Here is an 18,042-nt window from a genome sequence, read left to right on the forward strand (position 1 = left end):
ATTACAATATGGATATGGCGTTCTTTGTAGATATGCAACGCTGTATTGGCTGCCATGCTTGCGAAATGGCTTGTGCAGAATGTGAAACCAACGGACAGGAGAGTATGATTCATGTCAATTACGTCGATCGAGCAGTAAGTGTACAGACCACGGTGCAGGTTTGCATGCACTGTGAAAATCCAGCCTGCGCTAATGTTTGTCCAGCGGATGCCATTCATCAAGATGACTTTGGCGTTGTTCATTCGGCAAATACCCCAAGGTGTATCGGATGCTCGAATTGTGTACTGGCCTGTCCCTTCGGTGTTCCCAAAAAGATGGAGGAGGCTGAGTTAATGATGAAATGTAACATGTGTTATGATCGAACCAGTGCAGGTAAAAAGCCGATGTGTGCAACAGTTTGTCCTAGTCAAGCACTTTTCTATGGCACACGAGAAGAGATTGAACGGATGAGACCTAATAGTGTACCGGTGAACTCCTTTAAATTTGGAAATCAAGAAGTAACCACAAAGGTGTTCGTGATGATGCCGAAAGGAACCACTCAATTGGTAGTTAGTTGATCAAATAACTATGACGCAAAAAAACACACTTCATGACTCCGGAAATATGCCCAATTGGAAAAGGGATTTTCCAATTCAACAAAAAAAGGCGACACATGTAAGTCGTCGGGAATTCGCGAAATTTTTAGCCTTATTTTCGGGCACACTTGCTTTGGCTAATGGCATCATTGTTATACGATCTTTGCTTTTTCCGTCCAAACCCCTGGAAGGTGAGCATTTAGTTTGCCGGGAAGAAGATGTACCATTGGGGAAAATGTTTCAGTTTGAAATTGAAGGGAGCCGTGTCGTTCCCTATATACTGATTCACTTGGCAGAGGGTGAGTGGAGAGCTTTTGAGCAGAAATGCACCCATCTTACTTGTGCAGTGCGTTATAGAGACGACTTACAGAAGATCGAATGCCCCTGCCATCATGGCTTTTTCAGTGGTGATACCGGAGAAGTACTGCAAGGGCCGCCACCAAGGCCACTTCCCCAGTTAGAAGTGTTAGTGCGAGACGGAAAGGTGTATGTGAAACAAGATGCTAGTTAATTTAATAAATATGAGTGATTTTAGAACTTCACAGAACGAGGCGCATCCTAATAAAACGAACACCTTAATGCTAGGGATCATCTTACTATTGGTTCTTTTTGTAAGCATACAGATTTGGTTTCTATTCGGTGCGCTTAATAATGCGCTTCAAGATAATATCTACTTTGCCATTACCACCTTCGTTGGTTCGCTTTTGCTGGCCATAGCATCTTTCCTGCTATTGCGTTATTTACCGGATCCGTTGAAGCCGACCGATAGAAAGAAAAATAATAATTCGTAAGGAGCCGTTAAACGATGTCGCTTTGTTCCAGATCAAGTAAACGTTTCCATTCCGGGTGCCTTCTTATGAATGCAACTACTGCGGGGCATAGAGCCACTAATTTATAACCATATTGCTCTATGTAAGTGAGCGTTTTTTCTATAAGCGCTGAAGAAACGCCCTTTCCTTCCAACGCTGAAGGCACTTCAGTATGTATTAAGTAGATTTTTTTATTACGCTCCTTGTAGTCAATGAAAGCTGTTTGATTTTCTACAAGAAGTTCAAAGCGACTATTTGCTGTGTTTTTGGCCAGTTTAAGGGGGCTGAATTCTTCTTTCATTCGTTTGGGTATTACGTCGTGGACTGATTTTTGGCAAAATAACCTTTTTCCTTTCAGCCCTTGTTTTGCCTACAAATGGGCTTAGCTTCACTTAACACCACACCTTTCAACTTCCTAAACAAATCTACAATTTTGGCAATTGTTTTTATAATTATTTTCGCTCTATGGCGATAAATATTACAATCGACTGGCTTACATTCTGTAGTAAGCTATGCTACGTTCTGTCCCGCAGAAAGCGATTGTTTTGGAATGCGGCGCATTTTACCTAAGTTTGTTTGATTGACTCTTAAAACCATTTGCATGTACAAAGGATTACTCATTGCGTTGGTATCTCTTATATCACTTACCAACTTATCTGCTCAACAGCGTAGAGATTTCTCGGTTATCGCTTATTATACGGGGAATGATAAACAAATAGATCAGTTTGAGATCAACAAACTAAGTCATATTATTTTCAGCTTTTGTCATCTTAAAGACGGAGAATTGCATGTGGATAATGCAAAGGACTCTACCACGATTCAGTATCTCGTTTCTTTAAAGAAAAATCACCCTAAACTGAAAATAATGTTGTCTTTAGGGGGGTGGGGCGGCTGTGAACCGTGCTCGGAAGCTTTTTCCACGTCAAATGGGCGAACGAAATTTGCTCGTTCCGTAAAGAAAGTGAATGACTACTTTGATACAGACGGTATTGATCTTGATTGGGAGTATCCAACCATTGAAGGGCATCCCGGCCATTTATATCAAGCACAGGACAAACAAAATTTTACCGCTTTGATTCAAGAACTGCGGCAAGTATTGGGTAGCGCCAACGAATTAAGTTTTGCTGCAGGAGGTTTTCAAAAATACTTAGATGAGTCGGTAGAATGGGAAAAAATTATGCCACTGGTTGATCGGGTGAATATTATGAGCTACGATTTAGTAAATGGTTATGCAACTGTTACAGGACATCATACACCTATCTTTAGCACGCACGACAAGGAAGAATCAACCGATAGGGCCGTACAATTCTTATTGAAGAAAGGTATTCCAGCTAATAAATTGGTAATCGGAGCGGCTTTCTATACGCGTGTTTGGGAGCATGTTAATGATGTAAACAATGGACTATACCAAGCTGGAAAACATAGGAGTGGTTATGATTTTAAATCGTACGCCACGAATTTAACTACTCAGAATGGATGGGCCTATTTTTGGGATGAGAAAGCACAGGCTCCTTATTGGTATAATAAAAAACAAAAGCTATTTGCCACCGGTGATAACCTTACTTCTGTAAAAGCTAAAACCAAATACGCTTTGGACAATAAATTGGGAGGAATCATGTTTTGGGAGCTTACTTTGGATACCTTTAACGACGGCATGTTAAATGCAATCGATCAGGTCGTAAAACAATGAAGAAACTGCAATTGAGAAATGTCGATGTGGTTCGCTATGTAACGCCCTTAAGAGAGGGGGGCTCTATGCCTGCAATTGTAGAAGCGGATGACGATTTTTTATATGTATTGAAATTTAGGGGTGCCGGTCAAGGGACAAGAGCTTTAATAGCAGAACTGATTGGAAGCGAAATAGCCCGCGTACTTGGTTTGAAAGTTCCGGAATTGGTATTTGCCCATTTGGAAGCTGATTTTGGCCGCCTGGAACCAGATGAAGAAATTCAGGATTTGTTGAAATTTAGTGTAGGATTAAACCTCGGTGTGCATTATTTGTCCGGTGCTATTACCTTTGATCCGGTGATTAATACAGTAGATCCCTTGTTAGCTTCAAAAATTGTTTGGCTGGATGCTTTGTTGATGAATGTTGACCGGACTGCTAAAAATACGAATATGCTCATGTGGCATAAAGAACTATGGCTGATTGATCAGGGGGCTTCTTTATATTTCCATCATAGTTGGCATAACTGGAAGGAGCAAGCGCTAAAACCTTTCGTTCAGATTAAAGATCATGTATTGTTAAGACAGGCGACGCAGTTAAATGATGTTGATCGTTTTGCGAAGGAATTGTTGAATGAGGATTTTATACAAGAAATCGTATCGCTGATTCCAGACGACTGGTTAGGAAATGAGCCGAATTTCCAATCAACTGCAGAGCATCGTCAAGCTTATGCTTACTTTTTGAATGCACGGATAGCAAATTCTGAAATTTTTATCAATGAAGCTAATGAAGCAAGAGCGGCACGTGTTTGAGTATGCGGTGATACGCTTGGTGCCACGCGTAGAGCGCGAGGAGTTTCTGAATATTGGTGTAGTTCTCTATTGTGCTAAACATAAATTCTTGGAAATGCGGTATCATGTGGAAATTGAAAAGTGGTACATGATGGATAAACAGGTGGAAGTTGATGAGGTTATTGCTCATCTAAAATCTTTTAAGGAAATATGTATGGGTGGGCAAGCCGGAGGTACGATCGGTCGATTGGATCGACCCGATCGATTCAGATGGTTGACAGCCACTCGAAGTACCATTTACAAACCTCAAAGGTTCACTTAGGTTTATGTGAAGATCCCGAAGCCACGTTGAGCCAGCTATTTGAGCAATTAGTACTTTAAATGCAACTGCATCTTTTTATAAGAGTTGCTAAAAATGTACCTTTGTCATCATGATCAGAATCACAAACAGCCTTATTACACCACCTTGATTCACTTCTTTAGGCTTCTAAAGGTATATGGTGCTTTCTTTTAAGAAAGCATAAGCTTCAATTCATATAATTTGTGATTTTTTCTTTTTAATTTCCTTATGTTCTTACGCTTATTCGATTTTAACCAAAAGGTTAACTATAAAAATGAAATATTGGCAGGTTTAACCGTTGCCATGACGATGATTCCCGAGTCGCTTTCTTTCGCTATTCTAGCTGGTTTTTCGCCATTAACGGGATTGTACGCGGCTTTTATTATGGGGTTTGTGACTGCTATTTTTGGGGGGAGACCCGGAATGGTATCGGGAGGAGCCGGTGCGACCGTGGTTGTATTAATCGCCCTGATGCAATCGCATGGTATGGAATATGTCTTTGCTGCGGTCGCGTTGGCAGGCGTACTGCAATTATTAGTGGGTGTTTTTAGGTTAGGGAAGTTTATACGTCTGGTGCCGCAACCGGTTATGTATGGATTTGTAAATGGCTTGGCCGTTATCATTTTTTTGGCACAGCTGGAGCAATTCAAAATAGGTGCGGGTGAAGAAAGTGCTTGGCTCGGTGGAACCGAGTTATATATTATGCTTGGATTGGTGCTACTTACCATTGCCATTGTTTGGCTCTTGCCTAAATTAACAAAGGCTGTTCCTGCATCCTTGGTTGCGATTATCGTCGTATATCTGTTGGTGTTAGGTCTTCAGATAGATACGAAAACAGTGAAGGATATCGCTTCTATCAGCGGCGGATTCCCTCCATTTCATATCCCTGCCGTGCCCATAAATTTGGAGACATTAAAAATAATCTTTCCCTACTCGTTGGTGATGGCAGGTGTTGGACTTATCGAGACCTTGCTTACTTTGAATGTGGTTGATGAAATTGTCGGAAACAGAGGGAAAGGGAATAAGGAAAGCGTCGCACAAGGTACTGCCAATGTTCTGAATGGGTTCTTCTCGGGTATGGGTGGCTGTGCAATGATTGCCCAAACCTTCGTTAATCTTTCTGCGGGTTCCCGAGCTCGCCTGTCGGGTATTATTGCATCACTTACTATTCTTGTAGTCGTCCTTTTTGGTGCCCCTGTTATCGAACGTGTACCCATGGCTGCTCTTGTGGGCGTGATGATGATGGTAGCCATCGGAACCTTTGAATGGGTAAGCCTGCGAATAGTGAATAAAATGCCGAAATCGGATATCCTGATAGGCGTATTAGTGGCTATAATTACCGTGGTACTTCACAATTTGGCTTTGGCGGTTTTAGTGGGCGTTATTATAGCTGCGTTGGTATTTGCTTGGGAAAGTGCTAAACGTATTCGGGCAAGAAAATATGTAGACGAGCAGGGGGTGAAACACTATGAATTGTATGGTCCCTTATTCTTCGGTTCTACCATGGCCTTTATGGAGAAATTCGATATAAGTAACGACCCTAAAGAAGTGATCATTGATTTTCGGGAAAGTCGCGTAGCAGATATGTCGGGTATTAATGCGCTTAATAAATTGACAGAAAAGTATAAGCTGGCAGGAAAGACGCTGCATCTTAAGCATTTGAGCGAAGATTGCAGAATGCTTTTAAAAAACGCAGCCGATGTAATTGAAGTCAATATTCTGGAAGATCCTACATACCGCGTGCCCTCTGATCAATTTTAGCTATACGAAAGTAAAACAAGAGCCGATAAAGAAACCAAAAGCGAACAGCACTGGTGGTGGTTTGCCAGCCTGTTCGTTAGCTATTTTGTAACCGATAGTTCGTGTTATAATGAAGGTGTTCGGCCTCCATCGACGGGTATATTAATTCCGGTTATATAGGAGGCTGCCGGAGAAGCAAGGAAAGCAATCGCGTGGGCAACCTCTTCGGCCACACCAAACCTCTTCATCGGAATATTTTTTAGCATCTCTTCTTCTACCTCTAAGGCAGTCTTTTGTTCTACCTTCGCACTTTCTTTTATAAGACTTGATAATCTCGCGGTTCTAGTGGCTCCCGGCAGCACGTTGTTTACCGTGATATTAAACATACCCAATTCATTCGACAAAGTTTTTGCCCAAGAAGCAACGGCTGCGCGAATGGTATTGGAAACACCTAAATTAGCAAGCGGTGCTTTAACTGAAGTGGAAATAATATTGATAATACGCCCATATTCTGTGCGCTTCATGCCTGGAACCACAGCTTGTGTTATGAGCTGGTTACAGAGGACATGCCTGTTGAATGCATCGCGAAAGTTCATTGAAGACGCCTTCAGAAGTGGGCCGGGAGGTGGCCCGCCACTATTATTAACTAGGATATGTATGTTAACTTCTTCTGTGAGACGGTCGACGGCAATTTCCACTTCTTCCAATTTGTTGAAGTCAGCCACGGCATAGCGATGTTGTTGACCGGGCTCGATTTGAAGACTCGTTAATGCGGTCTTTAATTTGACTTCATTTCTTGCAAAGAGAATGCAGCTGGCTCCCAAGCGGGCCAGAACCTGCGCTGTAGATAGGCCTATACCGTCACTACTGCCACAAATTAAAGCAGTTTTACCTTTCAACGAAATATCCATAATATCATTAGCTAAATTGGGATTGATAGCAGGGGAACATCCAATCCGGCTGCCATCATCCTTGTTTTACTCCTATGTACAATCGATGACCAAAAACCATACCGATTGGGTACCATAATTAATAAGTCGGGCTGATAATTTACGACCTCATTTCTTATTTCTTTAATGATCGTATTGGAAGCGACGTTTTTATAAAAGTATTGAATCCCGGTCATTTCATCTTTTAAGGGGTCCTTTGTGAAAGACGGATCTTCTTGTAGTTCCTCTATTTTCTCCTGTACATTAAATACTTCTATTTCCGCATTCCAAGACCGAGCGATATCCTTGATACGTTCCAATATTGTTTTATGTATGCCACGAACAACATCGCAAGCATATAAAATTCGTTTTACCGGTTTAAAGGTCACACCCTCAGGTACTGCCAGCACAGGAAATTTAAGCTTTTGAATAACATTAGTTGTCGTATTTCCTAACAGATCCTGCTCAAGCGACCGTTTGGCCATGCCCATGATAACCATTTCGGCATCATATTGCTTCATTAGGCGTTCTACCTCGTCCTCAACATTCAATAAGCTGGAGTCGACCGCTACTTCAATATCGTATCGTTTGATTAAATCGTTAGCCCTCGTTTCTAACTTAAGCTTGTTTTTATCGATCATACTTTGCACATTTTCCACAGAAAGGATGGTATTTGAAGCATGCAACGGTAATTTGAAAGCATTGAATAATACAATCTTGGCATCTATGATACTTGCCCCCGTAGCCGCATATTCAACAGCATTTTCTGCTATGTCTGAAAAGTCAGTAGCAACAATAATTGTTCTCATATATTACATTGTTTGAATGCTAAATTTACAGTTTAAACCGGTTGATTATAAGAATCTGGATGGTATTGTGTATAATATTACTTAGCCATAACAATGTTCTAACATCTAATAGATTTCTTGTGATCAAAAGTCAATTTTTACCCTTAAAATAACCGGTTATTACCCGTTTTGATCTATCCTTTCTGCTGAACTTTATTCCTGACCAATTAAAAAAAACATGAAACCACAACTTCTTAAGCTCATGAAGGGCCCTGCTCAGTCATTTAGCGTAAGACGCGATATGGAGCCTCGTAATACCAAATGGCATTATCATTCGGAGTTAGAGCTGCTACATTTCTGCAGGGGCGAGGGGACGAGCTTCATTGGCGACAGTATCCAGCGGTTTAAGTCGGGCGATATGGTGCTTGTCGGATCCGGGTTGCCGCACTATGTAAAATTCGATAATGCTTTCGAAAGTAAGATAGCTGTAGAAGGTATAGATGTGCGGGTTGCTCATTTTGAAAAGGAAATTTGGGGGAATGGATTTTTAGATCTTCCCGAAAATAAGATGCTAAAATCCATTATGGAAAAAGCAGGACGAGGGGTGACGATTCTCGGTAAACATAAAGACTATGTTGCCGAACTACTGGAAGAGATGTTGGGTGCCGATGGATCAGAAAGGATCATTATCCTGATGCAGATCTTGGTTCAAATCGCAAAATACTGCAAACTCGAACCGCTTTCATCCATTGGTTTCAATGGTATTGCCTACGAAGAGTTTAAGAACGACAGAATAAAGAAAATATACGACTATTCTTGCGCTAATTTTAAAGATAAAATTCAATTGGATGAAATTGCTGAAGTGGCTAAGATAAGCCCACATTCTTTTTGCAGGTACTTTAAAACACAAACAAGAAAAACATATTCTCAATTTTTGACTGAAATAAGAATCGGCCATGCCTGTAAACTATTAATAGAAGACAAGTTAGATATAAAGCAAGTCTGTGACGACAGCGGGTTTAATAATTTTACAAGTTTCTTTAAATGCTTCCGTAAAGTAACAGGGAAAAGTCCCTTAACCTATAAGCGTACATTTATTTCAATGCAGACTAGTTGATGCGTGCCATGTAAATGAGGCTTAATATTAAGCCAATTTCGTTCACAAAAAGGTGCTATTTTCTTCCTTTCTTGCAAAGCCAATTTTATCCTAACCAATGTAAGCCAGGATATAATCGTGTGTAATGTTTTGATTAAAAAACCTAAGGACGAAAAATGAGAATCTTTTATCTAAAAACAACTTGTTTAGTAATGATCATTGGTGCCTTGCTAAGTGCCAATGTATTGGCACGAGAAAGTACGGTTGCCAAAAAAACGGATAGACAGGAGGAGAGTGTGCGAAAAGGGAGGGTATCGGATAGTGATGGACCACTAGGGGGTGTGAGTATTAAAATAGTCGGCACAAAGAGAGGCGTTGTTACAGATGCAAACGGTATGTTTACCATTAAAGCAGCCGCCAATCAAACTTTAATGGTGTCTTATTTGGGTTATGTAACGCAAGAAATCCCGGTTCACAATGAGACCTTGTTTGAGATTACATTGGTACCGGATGCAGCTGCATTGGATGAAGTTGTCGTCGTAGGATATGGGACACAAAAAAAGGTTAATTTAACCGGCGCGGTAGCAGCAATCTCATCGGAAGAACTGACAACCCGGCAGGCACCCAATACCACCTCATTACTTCAAGGTAGGGCACCGGGAGTGCAGATAACACAGAATTCCGGACAACCAGGCGCAGAGAACGCTAATATTCAGATTCGTGGAATGGGCACGTTTAGTGGGGCTGGTAATAATCCGCTGATTCTTATCGATGGCGTAGAAGGGAACCTCAATAATTTAAATCCCAATGTAATCGAAAATATATCGGTTCTAAAAGATGCTGCGTCCGCTTCCATTTACGGATCAAGAGCGGCCAATGGAGTTATACTGGTAACCACTAAAAGTGGCAGGGCAGGCAGGTTAAATATCGATTATAGTTATAACTACAGTCGACAAAAAGCAACTTCCATGTATGATCGCGTTACGAATTCAGTTCAATTTATGGAATTGTTAAACAAGGCCATTAATCATACAGGTACAAGTAGCAATCAGCTCTATTCGGACGAGCAGATAGAGGCCTATCGACAAGGTTCGTCAATCGATCCGGACCGATATCCCAATTATGATTGGATGGATGCGGTTTTCAGAACAGCACCCATGCAACAACATTTTTTAAGTGTCAATGGAGGACAGGATGGGACAACCTATAATTTTGGATTGGGCTATCTCAGTCAGGAAGGAATGTTGATAGCAACGGGTTATAAGCGATATGATGCACAACTGAACTTTAAAACAAATTTGGGTGGTCGAGTTACCTTTGGTACCAATATTTCGCTTTCCAAAGGCGGTCGATATGAAACTGCACTCAATGGTAATTTTGATGGTAATACCACGGAAGACCAAATTTTGAGCGCATTGGCAGCAAACCCGACCTTTAAGCCTAAATTGCCGGATGGGAGTGGGCGCTATGCCTCGAAGGCTTATATCTTTGAATCGGGTAATAAAAATCCGATTGCTATTGCAGAAAACGGTGGAAAGACCACTGACAATTATTATGCTTCAGCCTCCTCTTATATTAATGTGGATATCCTCCCTGGGCTAAAGGGGGAGTTAAAGGGAGCCGTGAGGTATCAAGATGGACAATCAAAAGTGCATGTTGTTGGAATACCCGCCTATTTATATCAACCCGATGAAAATGGGGAGTACATTTATAACACCCAATATAACGGCACAGTAGGGGAGAACAACTTAACCGTTCGGGGCGAAAGAGAATTGCAGCTAACTTACTACTTGAATTTTAATTATACCAAAAGCTTTGATAACGTTCATAATATAAGTGCATTGCTCGGCTATAATCAAGAAACCTTTAAATATGATCGTTTACAGGGATTTAGAAGAAACGCGCCTACTGATAATTTGACGGAGCTGGATGCCTATTCGTCGGCTGGACAGATCGCAGAAGGGCAGGCTTATGAGTGGGCTATCAAGTCGCTGTATGGTCGATTGAATTACAATTATAAAGAGCGATACCTCTTTGAAGCAAATTTCAGATACGACGGTACCTCTAGGTTACCGACTGGACGAAGATGGGGATTTTTTCCGTCTGCATCAATCGGGTGGCGGTTGTCAGAGGAAAGCTTTTTAAAGGGTTCCGAATGGGTCAATAATCTAAAGATACGTTTTTCATGGGGACAACTCGGCAATCAAAATATCGGAAATTATCCCTATCAGGCAATTCTAAGCCCAGTTGAATATAATATAGGTGGCGCACTACAGCAGGGGATGAGCTTGGAGGATCTTAACAATACGAATCTAAAATGGGAGACCACGACGGCAACGAATATTGGGCTGGATTTTGACTTATTTAAATCAAGTGTATTTGGTTCAGTAGACTGGTATACCAAACGTACGACGGATATACTACGTACGCTACAAGTTCCAGATTTTATAGGATTGAATGGGCCAACGGTAAATCGCGGTGAAATGAAGAACAGCGGTTTGGAAGTCTTACTGGGATATCAGAACAGGCTAAATGCACTTAATTACAAAATTCAGGCAAACTTCGAAACGTATAAAAATGAATTGGTAAAATTTGGTGCACGTGAAATAGATAATGGAAGTGGATTAATACGACAAGAGGGATTGCCGTATAATTCTTACTTTATGTATGTTTTTGACGGTATCTATCAGACACAGGAAGAAATAGCGAATGGCCCAACCCCTATCAGCGCCTTGACCAAACCAGGCGATATGCGTTACAAGGATATCAGTGGTCCGGGTGGCGTACCCGACGGTAAAATTGATGCCAACGACCGCACAGTAGTAGATGGAGCTTTTCCTGACTTTAATTATGGTCTTACTTTTAGCGCCGATTATAAGAATTTCGACTTTAGTTTTTTCGTACAGGGGGTGGAAGGACGAAAAATCTATGTGAGGGAATGGGGAATCGCCCCTTTTAGGCAGTCCAGTCCGCCACCAAAATTTTGGTTGAATGCTTGGGATGGACCGGGAACATCAAACACGATCCCTCATATATTTAATGAAAATTACGCACCCAATACGCAAGTTTCTACCTGGTGGTTGCAAGACGCGTCTTACTTAAGAATAAAGAATATACAGGTAGGATACACCTTGCCCAACCAGTTGGTAAACAAAATTGGTTTCCAACGGCTACGCATCTATCTTTCGGGGGATAATCTGTTTACGTTTACGAAATTTTTTGATGGAGGCGATCCCGAACGGTTGGCGGCCAATTCGCGGATGGCTATTTACCCGCAGGCAAAGATTTATACCATGGGAATTAAGGCTATTTTATAAAAAATATCGAAGATGAAAGCTAACAAAACAATATATGGGTTATTGGTACTCACGAATATACTGATATCGTGCTCCAGTGTATTAGACAAAGATCCACTCACCAACCCAAGTACTACTAATTATTGGAATACGGCGATAGAAGCACAAAAAGCATTGATCGCCTGTTATGCAAAGCTTAAGGAACCGCTGTATTCCGGTGGCCCGAATCAGAGCGGAAATAGTTTATACTGGGAAGCCCTTTCAGATAATGCGCTGAATACGTCCGGATGGGAAGGTTTTGACGTTATTATGCGGGGCGACTTTGATCCCAGCACAACAGCAGGTGTAGTAACCAAGACGTGGCAGTTTGCTTTTCAGGGAATTGCGAACTGTAATTACTTTTTGGCGAATGTAGACAGAGTAAGCGCTTTGTCCGAGGCTGAAAATAAGCGCATGAAAGGCGAGGCATCGTTTTTAAGGGCCTACTATTACAATGATCTTGTTCAACTGTTCGGAGACGTGCCGCTAAATCTAAAACCGGAGGCATTAGATGGAGATTTTCAACGCCGGCCACGTACGACGAAGGCAACGGTAGTAGCGCAAATATTGCAGGATCTGGATTTTGCAATTGCTAATCTGCCTCAGATGGCCTATAGTGACGGCCGGGCCGTTAAAGGTTCTGCAATTGGATTGAAGACGCGTGTTTTACTCAATAACAAAAGATATCGGGAAGCAGCGGAGACCGCTTGGAGCTTAATAGGCGATGCAAGCAACCCGTTTAGTTTGCATCCAAACTATGCCGGGATTTTCTTTGGTGAACAAAATAATAATAAAGAGATCATGTTTTCGGTTTTATTTGCGGCACCTACCGATTATCATTCCATGGATCAGGTAATTGGCGGACGGATGTCTGTATTTCCTACAACAGATTTGAAAGACGCTTATGAATCCAATGATCCGCGAAGAAAAATGACCATCTTTGATGAAGGGGACCCTTGGGCGTATAATCCAAAAGGATTTATGCAAGCGGGAAGTACGGCTGAAGGGCAGATTCCATTTAATAGTATGGCTTTTAAAAAATATGTGGATACCGCTGTAAATAATGCTTCCGGAGCAACCTTGAGTGATCAGCATTTTGTTAAAATTCGCTATGCCGACCTCTTGCTGATGTATGCAGAAGCTATGTTTGAAAGTGGACAAGGTACTGACCCACGAGCATTAAAAGCGTTAAATGATGTTAGGACTAGACCCGGTGTTAACATGGCGCCTCAAACAATGTTAACGCAAGCAGTTATCAGAAATGAGAGAAGGGTAGAACTGGCTTTCGAAGGCTTGCGATACAACGATTTAATTAGATGGGGAATAGCGCATGAAGTAATTCCGCAGATTACCTACGATAAACAGGGAAATAAGCGTCGTTTTAAGGCTTACCTCTTTCCAATTCCGCTTGCGGAAATGGATAGAATGAACGGCGTTTGGCAACAAAACGAAGGTTATTAATTTATCTTTATACGAATGGAGTGTAATGGCTTACCATGAAATCGGTACGCCATTACACTATTAGCAGCTAATCCCTCAAAAAAGCAGCTGCACACCATAATATAGGTGCTTGTCCGTGCATATCTCCTGTAATTCGCTTTCTATCTAAGTAGTATTGACGATTATTTTTCTTGTTTGTACCTTCGCAAACGTTCTGAATGTCATCGTTGTCATCGATGTAACTGATAAGTGCTAACCATGCTTTACGCGCCGCAGGGCCATAGATGGTTTTATCCAACCAGCCGTTTTTTACACCCGTTATCATCGCATAAGCAAACATACCTGTTGAAGAAGTTTCCGGCCAGGATGCGTCATCGTTAATTAATTGTCGCCAGGTACCTTCTTCACTTTGATGTTTTAGTAAAGAACTCATCATCAATTGATAACCTTCCATGATTCTCTTATAGTAAGGGTTCTTTTTCGGTAAGGAGCGTAGCAGTTCAGCCATCCCTGCGGCCATCCAACCATTTCCCCGACCCCAAAAAAAGGGCACGTCAGGAGCGTGATAGAAGAGTCCGTTCGGTTTTTGAAGCTCATCTAAATAAAAAACCATTTCTTTCGCCGCTCGATTAATGTACGTTTCGTTTGCTGTAACGCGGTAAGCCTGTGCCTGGAGGGCTGTAATCATGTACATATCATCAATCCACAGCCGGGTTTGCCAGGTTAATCCCATCTCATAAAATTTATGCGATTCCGGTGTAACCCTCGGTCCTTCAGGGGCCCCCATTGCTTATCGGCAATCCGGATACCTAAATCGTAATAACGTTGTTGGTCTGTAAGACGATAAAGCTCTAACGGAACGGAGCCGAATACCGCATAGTCTACATGATCAGGAACAGGAATCATAGACGTTTTAGAAGAGAAAAGCGGTTCGAACCTTTCTGCTAAGGCTTTTATCAGTTTCTCATCACCGCTTTCCCCTGCAAACATTAATGCCCCGTACCAAGTACAGCTTTCCGGGTAGGTAATTACTTTTGGGGGCGTATCTTTTCCAAAGTTTGGATGAGGTGTCTCGATAAAATGCCAAGCAATCTTGCGACCTATTTCTTCCGGTGATTTCTTCAAAGGCCATTGGTCTAAATCTGTCTGGGCATAAGCGACGTTTAAATAGGTCGTAGTTACAAGAATTAGTGCAGTTATTTTCTTCATATGGATTGTTTTTGGTTAACATCTTTTGAATGGACTATAAAGCCCCTCTCATTTTGGATGATAACTGCAAGAAAGTAAATTTAAGCTGATGATTTGTATACAAAATTGGCCAAGCTATCAACTATTTTGGCGCAGCAAAAAGCACGTGGTTTTATGTTTTATTGTAACATAATTGTTGTATTTTTAATCAGAATTTCAAAGATATTATTTACCAATTATAAATATCGTTATGAAAGTTATCAAGGGTTTATTACTTATTGTACTGGTGCTCATAGGTATTGCACTCATTACAGCTTTGTTTGTTAAAAAGGAATATTCAGTAGAAAGGGAAGTAGTCATTAACAAACCGAAACAAGAAGTTTTCGAATATATAAAGTATTTGAAAAATCAGGACAATTATAGTAAATGGAATCAACTGGATCCGGGGATGAAGAAAAGTTATCACGGAACAGACGGTACACCTGGGTTTATCTATAGTTGGGAAAGCGAACAAGACAATGTCGGTAGGGGGGAGCAGGAAATCAAAAACATAGTAAAAGGTGAACGAATTGATTTTGAAGTGCGGTTTAAAGAACCATTCGAATCAACTTCACCTGTTTATATGACTACGGAACAGGTAAGCGATGGACAAACGAAAGTCAAGTGGGGTATGAAAGGAAAGATGCCCTATCCAATGAATCTTATGTGTCTGTTCATGGATATGGAAACAATAATTGGGAATGATTTGGAAACAGGACTAAGCAACTTAAAACAGGTACTTGAGCAGTAGTTTTACATGTCTGCTTTAAATTCGTTTTCGCAAGCCTTGCACTTATAAACATTTCTGTAGTATATTGGAAAGACGCCCATTAGGAAAGATAATATGGCGGACAGAAACCCTTTGGCTCCCTTCATGGATTTATAATTGGCGTATAATTCAACTGAGCCACACTGTGGGCAAACAAGCTGCCTGTTGTTTTCGGTTAATAAAGGCCTGTTGTCAATTTCCTTGATAATTGAAGAAGCTGCCTCTGCGTCGGAAGCATGGATAACGAGCTTTATTCCTCCAACAGCATAGTTATATAAGGGGTTGAGCGAAACAATATGCTCATCCTGAAGGAAACAAGGAATGCCCTCACTTTCAAGCTTTGTTTTGAGTAAATGAGCTTCTACAGGATTGTCGAAAACTTTCACTGTTACAAAATCCATCTTTAAAGATACGAAAAAGCGAATTGATTTTAGGAATTTGTTATGTTGTTTGAGCAATTTATTGTGGGTGATGCATTTAACTGAAGTGGAAGCTCACCGCCTTTATAGAATTCTGTAAAGGAATACGACGAATAGCATGACGTTTATGAAAGCCCTAAAATCCAGGAATTGGCATCCAATGAGTGGGCTTAAAAAGATGGGTGGCTTTAGCATGCAATGGACGAAATAGGCCGTTCTTAACATGTACCCCGTGTAAGATGGGGGAGGACACGGACGTGCGTTCCGTGTTTTCGAATTTGGTGAATAGACATTCCTGCATTTCGTCGGGAATCTGTTTGCTAAGGGATATCCATGGCTTTGCTATTTCTTTAGATGCTGCATCTCGTTTGTCAAGAAAAATGTACCGGGTTCTATACGGTAAAGAAGGGGGGAGGAAGGGGTTGAATGCGTCGACATTTACCCATTCAGTATTTAATTCCGCTTGAAGGACTTTTATAACCTGATCTGAAGCCACTATATCACCCTCATCTAGCGTTAAGTTACCGATATATAGGTGATGTTGATCAACGAGATCGGCCCGACGGAGATAGGTCCCCTCCGTTTTCTTTACAACGATATAAGTAAGATTTTCATTCACAATGTGATATAAATATGCTAATTATTTCTTACATAGGTAACGATTGAAGTGAAATATTTGTTGTGACTAAATTCATCTAAATCCGGTAATGCTAAGGGGCCGGAAATGATGGTTAAGACATCATTTCCCTTAAATTCCAAGGTCATTTCCGCTTCTTTGTCAATATTTTCTATTTTCGTTATAAGTTTGTTGTCTACTATCTGATACTGGCCTTTTTGATCTTCAAGTCTTACCACGGTGATAGAATCAGCGTCTGTTGTTGCATATTTGCCGGACGACTTAAAACTTCCATCGGCATGGAATTCCATCATGCTACCATTATATTCGTCGGAGGCATGTATATATGATTCTTTCATATCTCCATCTTCATACAACTGGGTAATCGTATTGGTACTTCTCCAAGAACCAAGTATTTTCTGTTGCACCGTATTATCCTTCTTTCTACAAGAGGTGATAAGAATGATAATAAGTACTAAAGTATAGAATGTTTTATATGATATTGCTTTATGCATTTCAAATTGCATATTAATAGGTTGTAGGCCAAGAATAAATCGCTTGTTCTGAAGAGAACAGTAAAAATCGGAGAGTCGACTACAATCGTTTATTATAAAACGGTTTTTGAAATGCCTTCGGGCGGAACTGTGTAAATATCTCTTGAAGCATGAAAAAAGTGCAATTAATTGCGATAAAGATACACAAAGTTGTTAATTGAAAATCTAATTTTTTTGCAAATTTTTATAAAAATGTGAAGCGCTCTTTTCCTTTTCACTGACTGGTTTCAGCAAGCTCCCATTTACCCTTGCGTCACTTTACCCCTACATTGAATGGAGTCTTTCAACGAGAAAAGGTACGTTTGCCGGTATTGCTCGAATTGCGTGGCAATTCGGAACATGGTGATGTGTAGCTAACGGCTATGCAACCGTAAGGTTTCTCGCAAAGGATACTCTTTAAGGGTACCTAAATGACCATCTAAAAGGGTTATCGAACGGATAGCGATTATTGTGTCTTTGTCATATATAGTAATACAATCAGCTTCCAATTTGCGATTGATCTCAACATGATGGTATCGGTAAACTTCATTGTTATTTTTGATGTGTGAAAAAAACAAGGGGATCGGTATATTGAAATTACCGGTGTTTACCTTGATCACCAATAAACCATTTAATTGCGGCAAGTGCTCATTGTTCGATTGTCGTATCACCTGTTCTGTACTAAGGTCATACAATAAGACAGACTGTATATCATTTTTGGAAGTGAAAATGAAGCCGGTATGGATTACCATGGAACTTATTTTTTGTTCGAAATGCTTGGCTTCCAGTGAATGGTTTATAATGTGTCGAATCTCGTTACGATTTTTGCTATACAAGGCTTCGGCAACCTCCTGATATTTCATGAGTATAGTTATTAACTATGTTGATTTAGACTTTCCGTCGATTTATTTACACCGTATTTTAAGTGTAGCAAATCTCGATAATAAAAAGGATGTAATCTAAACTTCA

Annotated in this window: 19 protein-coding genes and 1 pseudogene; 11 read left to right on the top strand and 9 right to left on the bottom strand. The window is 40.9% G+C overall.

Annotated features, from left to right (window positions below):
- Positions 1–65 precede the first annotated feature (65 nt).
- The 3 genes from QT327_RS08625 to QT327_RS08635 are packed head-to-tail and all read left to right on the top strand — an operon-like array spanning position 66 to position 1,366.
- Complete coding sequence (locus tag QT327_RS08625; protein WP_242627302.1) at positions 66–557, top strand: 4Fe-4S dicluster domain-containing protein; 492 nt, start codon at positions 66–68, stop codon at positions 555–557.
- A gap of 10 nt (positions 558–567) precedes the next feature.
- Positions 568–1,086 (top strand): QcrA and Rieske domain-containing protein, encoded by a 519-nt coding sequence (locus tag QT327_RS08630; RefSeq protein WP_130857199.1) that lies wholly within the window; start codon positions 568–570, stop codon positions 1,084–1,086.
- Positions 1,087–1,096: 10 nt separating this feature from the next.
- Positions 1,097–1,366, top strand: a complete 270-nt coding sequence (locus QT327_RS08635) for a hypothetical protein (RefSeq protein ID WP_130857200.1) — start codon at positions 1,097–1,099, stop codon at positions 1,364–1,366.
- A 7-nt stretch (positions 1,367–1,373) separates the two neighbouring features.
- On the opposite strand, the gene QT327_RS08640 is transcribed toward QT327_RS08635, so the two are convergent.
- Positions 1,374–1,685 (bottom strand): GNAT family N-acetyltransferase, encoded by a 312-nt coding sequence (locus tag QT327_RS08640; protein WP_013665967.1) that lies wholly within the window; start codon positions 1,683–1,685, stop codon positions 1,374–1,376.
- A 300-nt stretch (positions 1,686–1,985) separates the two neighbouring features.
- On the opposite strand from QT327_RS08640, the gene QT327_RS08645 reads away from it, so the two are divergent.
- The 4 genes and pseudogenes from QT327_RS08645 (at position 1,986) to QT327_RS08660 (ending at position 5,942) form a co-directional block, all read left to right on the top strand.
- Positions 1,986–3,074, top strand: coding sequence for a glycoside hydrolase family 18 protein (locus QT327_RS08645; protein WP_130857201.1), 1,089 nt, complete (start codon positions 1,986–1,988; stop codon positions 3,072–3,074).
- The gene (locus tag QT327_RS08650; protein WP_013665969.1) at positions 3,071–3,862 is read left to right on the top strand and encodes a HipA family kinase; all 792 of its coding nucleotides are present in this window, start codon (positions 3,071–3,073) and stop codon (positions 3,860–3,862) included. The genes QT327_RS08645 and QT327_RS08650 overlap by 4 nt, the downstream gene beginning before the upstream one ends.
- Positions 3,837–4,222: pseudogene (locus QT327_RS08655) on the top strand (DUF3037 domain-containing protein). The gene QT327_RS08650 and the pseudogene QT327_RS08655 overlap by 26 nt, the downstream one beginning before the upstream one ends.
- A 187-nt stretch (positions 4,223–4,409) precedes the next feature.
- Entirely contained in the window at positions 4,410–5,942 is a 1,533-nt protein-coding gene (locus tag QT327_RS08660) for a SulP family inorganic anion transporter (protein WP_130857203.1), read from the top strand.
- Positions 5,943–6,046: 104 nt separating this feature from the next.
- On the opposite strand, the gene QT327_RS08665 is transcribed toward QT327_RS08660, so the two are convergent.
- Both QT327_RS08665 and QT327_RS08670 read right to left on the bottom strand, forming a co-directional pair.
- Complete coding sequence (locus tag QT327_RS08665; RefSeq protein ID WP_149105530.1) at positions 6,047–6,832, bottom strand: SDR family oxidoreductase; 786 nt, start codon at positions 6,830–6,832, stop codon at positions 6,047–6,049.
- Positions 6,833–6,843: 11 nt separating this feature from the next.
- Positions 6,844–7,659 (bottom strand): universal stress protein, encoded by an 816-nt coding sequence (locus tag QT327_RS08670; protein ID WP_130857205.1) that lies wholly within the window; start codon positions 7,657–7,659, stop codon positions 6,844–6,846.
- A gap of 217 nt (positions 7,660–7,876) precedes the next feature.
- On the opposite strand from QT327_RS08670, the gene QT327_RS08675 reads away from it, so the two are divergent.
- The 3 genes from QT327_RS08675 to QT327_RS08685 all read left to right on the top strand — a co-directional run bounded on the left by QT327_RS08675 (position 7,877) and on the right by QT327_RS08685 (position 13,530).
- On the top strand, positions 7,877–8,755 hold the full coding sequence (locus QT327_RS08675; RefSeq protein ID WP_130857206.1) for an AraC family transcriptional regulator: 879 nt from the start codon (positions 7,877–7,879) through the stop codon (positions 8,753–8,755).
- Between the two features lie 155 nt (positions 8,756–8,910).
- Entirely contained in the window at positions 8,911–12,051 is a 3,141-nt protein-coding gene (locus QT327_RS08680; RefSeq protein WP_289552606.1) for a SusC/RagA family TonB-linked outer membrane protein, read from the top strand.
- A 12-nt stretch (positions 12,052–12,063) separates the two neighbouring features.
- Complete coding sequence (locus tag QT327_RS08685) at positions 12,064–13,530, top strand: RagB/SusD family nutrient uptake outer membrane protein (RefSeq protein WP_289552608.1); 1,467 nt, start codon at positions 12,064–12,066, stop codon at positions 13,528–13,530.
- A 67-nt stretch (positions 13,531–13,597) separates the two neighbouring features.
- On the opposite strand, the gene QT327_RS08690 is transcribed toward QT327_RS08685, so the two are convergent.
- Both QT327_RS08690 and QT327_RS08695 read right to left on the bottom strand, forming a co-directional pair.
- Positions 13,598–14,242: a glycoside hydrolase family 88/105 protein gene (locus QT327_RS08690; protein ID WP_289552609.1), complete on the bottom strand. Its 645-nt coding sequence runs from the start codon at positions 14,240–14,242 to the stop codon at positions 13,598–13,600.
- Complete coding sequence (locus tag QT327_RS08695) at positions 14,233–14,718, bottom strand: glycoside hydrolase family 88 protein (RefSeq protein ID WP_289552610.1); 486 nt, start codon at positions 14,716–14,718, stop codon at positions 14,233–14,235. Before QT327_RS08695 ends, QT327_RS08690 begins: the two co-directional genes overlap by 10 nt.
- A 229-nt stretch (positions 14,719–14,947) precedes the next feature.
- Here QT327_RS08695 and QT327_RS08700 point away from each other — a divergent pair, with 229 nt between their 5' ends.
- Positions 14,948–15,487, top strand: a complete 540-nt coding sequence (locus tag QT327_RS08700) for an SRPBCC family protein (RefSeq protein WP_130857210.1) — start codon at positions 14,948–14,950, stop codon at positions 15,485–15,487.
- 2 nt (positions 15,488–15,489) lie between these two features.
- Here QT327_RS08700 and QT327_RS08705 read toward each other — a convergent pair whose 3' ends face one another.
- From QT327_RS08705 to QT327_RS08720, 4 genes are all read right to left on the bottom strand, one after another.
- Entirely contained in the window at positions 15,490–15,906 is a 417-nt protein-coding gene (locus QT327_RS08705; protein ID WP_130857211.1) for a putative signal transducing protein, read from the bottom strand.
- A gap of 154 nt (positions 15,907–16,060) precedes the next feature.
- Positions 16,061–16,543: a DUF551 domain-containing protein gene (locus tag QT327_RS08710; protein ID WP_130857212.1), complete on the bottom strand. Its 483-nt coding sequence runs from the start codon at positions 16,541–16,543 to the stop codon at positions 16,061–16,063.
- A gap of 17 nt (positions 16,544–16,560) precedes the next feature.
- Positions 16,561–17,055 carry a hypothetical protein gene (locus QT327_RS08715; RefSeq protein WP_130857213.1) on the bottom strand — a complete coding sequence of 165 codons (495 nt, stop codon included), beginning with the start codon at positions 17,053–17,055 and terminating at the stop codon, positions 16,561–16,563.
- Between the two features lie 392 nt (positions 17,056–17,447).
- The gene (locus QT327_RS08720) at positions 17,448–17,936 is read right to left on the bottom strand and encodes a hypothetical protein (RefSeq protein ID WP_130857214.1); all 489 of its coding nucleotides are present in this window, start codon (positions 17,934–17,936) and stop codon (positions 17,448–17,450) included.
- Positions 17,937–18,042: the final 106 nt, after the last annotated feature.

It is taken from the genome of Olivibacter sp. 47, from assembly GCF_030372825.1.
GTDB classification, from domain to species: Bacteria; Bacteroidota; Bacteroidia; order Sphingobacteriales; family Sphingobacteriaceae; genus Olivibacter; species Olivibacter oleidegradans.

Excerpts from the sequence above, each read along its gene's own strand:
- QT327_RS08625 (WP_242627302.1), top strand. The coding sequence starts at position 66 with ATGGCTTGTGCAGAATGTGAAACCAACGGACAGGAGAGTATGATTCAT.
- QT327_RS08630 (WP_130857199.1), top strand. The coding sequence starts at position 568 with ATGACGCAAAAAAACACACTTCATGACTCCGGAAATATGCCCAATTGG.
- QT327_RS08635 (WP_130857200.1), top strand. The coding sequence starts at position 1,097 with ATGAGTGATTTTAGAACTTCACAGAACGAGGCGCATCCTAATAAAACG.
- QT327_RS08640 (WP_013665967.1), bottom strand. The coding sequence starts at position 1,685 with ATGAAAGAAGAATTCAGCCCCCTTAAACTGGCCAAAAACACAGCAAAT.
- QT327_RS08645 (WP_130857201.1), top strand. The coding sequence starts at position 1,986 with ATGTACAAAGGATTACTCATTGCGTTGGTATCTCTTATATCACTTACC.
- QT327_RS08650 (WP_013665969.1), top strand. The coding sequence starts at position 3,071 with ATGAAGAAACTGCAATTGAGAAATGTCGATGTGGTTCGCTATGTAACG.
- QT327_RS08660 (WP_130857203.1), top strand. The coding sequence starts at position 4,410 with ATGTTCTTACGCTTATTCGATTTTAACCAAAAGGTTAACTATAAAAAT.
- QT327_RS08665 (WP_149105530.1), bottom strand. The coding sequence starts at position 6,832 with ATGGATATTTCGTTGAAAGGTAAAACTGCTTTAATTTGTGGCAGTAGT.
- QT327_RS08670 (WP_130857205.1), bottom strand. The coding sequence starts at position 7,659 with ATGAGAACAATTATTGTTGCTACTGACTTTTCAGACATAGCAGAAAAT.
- QT327_RS08675 (WP_130857206.1), top strand. The coding sequence starts at position 7,877 with ATGAAACCACAACTTCTTAAGCTCATGAAGGGCCCTGCTCAGTCATTT.
- QT327_RS08680 (WP_289552606.1), top strand. The coding sequence starts at position 8,911 with ATGAGAATCTTTTATCTAAAAACAACTTGTTTAGTAATGATCATTGGT.
- QT327_RS08685 (WP_289552608.1), top strand. The coding sequence starts at position 12,064 with ATGAAAGCTAACAAAACAATATATGGGTTATTGGTACTCACGAATATA.
- QT327_RS08690 (WP_289552609.1), bottom strand. The coding sequence starts at position 14,242 with ATGGGATTAACCTGGCAAACCCGGCTGTGGATTGATGATATGTACATG.
- QT327_RS08695 (WP_289552610.1), bottom strand. The coding sequence starts at position 14,718 with ATGAAGAAAATAACTGCACTAATTCTTGTAACTACGACCTATTTAAAC.
- QT327_RS08700 (WP_130857210.1), top strand. The coding sequence starts at position 14,948 with ATGAAAGTTATCAAGGGTTTATTACTTATTGTACTGGTGCTCATAGGT.
- QT327_RS08705 (WP_130857211.1), bottom strand. The coding sequence starts at position 15,906 with ATGGATTTTGTAACAGTGAAAGTTTTCGACAATCCTGTAGAAGCTCAT.
- QT327_RS08715 (WP_130857213.1), bottom strand. The coding sequence starts at position 17,055 with ATGCATAAAGCAATATCATATAAAACATTCTATACTTTAGTACTTATT.
- QT327_RS08720 (WP_130857214.1), bottom strand. The coding sequence starts at position 17,936 with ATGAAATATCAGGAGGTTGCCGAAGCCTTGTATAGCAAAAATCGTAAC.